Source organism: Methylobacterium sp. B1 (genome assembly GCF_000333255.1).
Classification (GTDB): Bacteria; Pseudomonadota; Alphaproteobacteria; order Rhizobiales; family Beijerinckiaceae; genus Methylobacterium; species Methylobacterium fujisawaense.
In genome coordinates, this window is record NZ_BACT01000443.1 from 1 (window position 1) to 1146 (window position 1146).

The window sequence follows — 1146 nt, forward strand, 5'->3', positions numbered from 1 at the left end:
CCAGACGACGCCCATGATGATCACGATCGCCACGAATNGCAGGAGCACGCGCAGGCGCATCAGCCTCTGCGAGAGACTGGCGCTGCCGCCCCCGCATCATGTTGGCCAAGCCCAGGAGCAGGACGGCGGCGACGGCAAGGCAGGCGATCAGGACGAGGGTATTCGACGACATGCGGGTGGGGATCCGGGTGGGGCCGGAGCCGTGATCCGGCTCGGCGCGTCGTGAGGGTGCGGACGCTCAGTTGCGGCGGAGCAGGCGCTCGAAATAATCGAGTTCCTCGCGGGGGCGGGTCGGGTCGCCGAGCTTGCGCCGCAGCTCTTCCATGATGCGCCGGGCGCGCTGGACCGCTGATTCATCGGCTGTCGGCACCCGGACACGTCCGTCGCTCATATCGCGGCCGCGCGTCGGACGTCCGAGGGGATCGTCGTCCCGTGCCCCGGCCTGGCCCTGCTGCCCCGGCTGCTGACCGCCGTCCTGCTGGCCTTCGCCCTGGCCCTCGGCCATGTCCTGCATCTGCTGCGCCATGCCGTCGGCGCCGCGCTTCAGGCCGTCGAGGGCGCGCCCCTGCGCGTCGACCGCCCCGCTCGAATCGCCGTCCTTCAGGGCGTTCTCGGCCTCGCGCATGGCTTCCTCGGCATCGGCGAGGCCTTGCTCGCCGCGCATGCCGTTCTCCTTCATGCGCTGCTGGAGATCCTCCAGCCGCTGCCGAAGCGCCTGCTGCCGCTCTCCGACATCGCCCTTCTGGCCCTGCTGCCCTTGGCCCTGCTGCCCCTGGCCCTGCTGTCCTTGGCCTTGCTGACCCGGCTGTCTCTGGCCCTGCTGTCCGCGCTGGCCTTGCTGCGGCTGCCCGCGATTCTGCTGGCGCTGGCCGCCGCGCGGCTCTTCGCCGTCCTTGAAGGTCTCGTCGCGCAGGCCCTGCTGCTCGCGGGACATGGCGTCGAGATCGCGCATCTGCTTCTGCATCTCGCGGGACGCCTGATCCGACCGGTTTCCGCGTTCGGCCGTCTGCAGGTTCTCCAGGATGTTGCGCAGCTGTTCCATCAGGCGCTGTGCCTCGGCGGTGTCGCCGCGCTTCATGGCCTCCGCCATGTCCTGGATCATCTTATCGAGATCCTCGGGCGTGACGGTCTTCGACTGAGCATTGT

1 protein-coding gene and 1 pseudogene are annotated in these 1146 nt (G+C 69.6%); both read right to left on the minus strand.

Annotation, left to right across the window (positions count from 1 at the left end; all coding sequences use genetic code 11):
• A pseudogene (locus I53_RS31240) lies at positions 1-172 on the minus strand (twin transmembrane helix small protein); the annotation flags it as partial.
• Between the two features lie 66 nt (positions 173-238).
• A partial coding sequence (locus tag I53_RS12990; protein WP_043351341.1) for a DUF4175 family protein occupies positions 239-1146 on the minus strand: 908 nt, incomplete at its 5' end.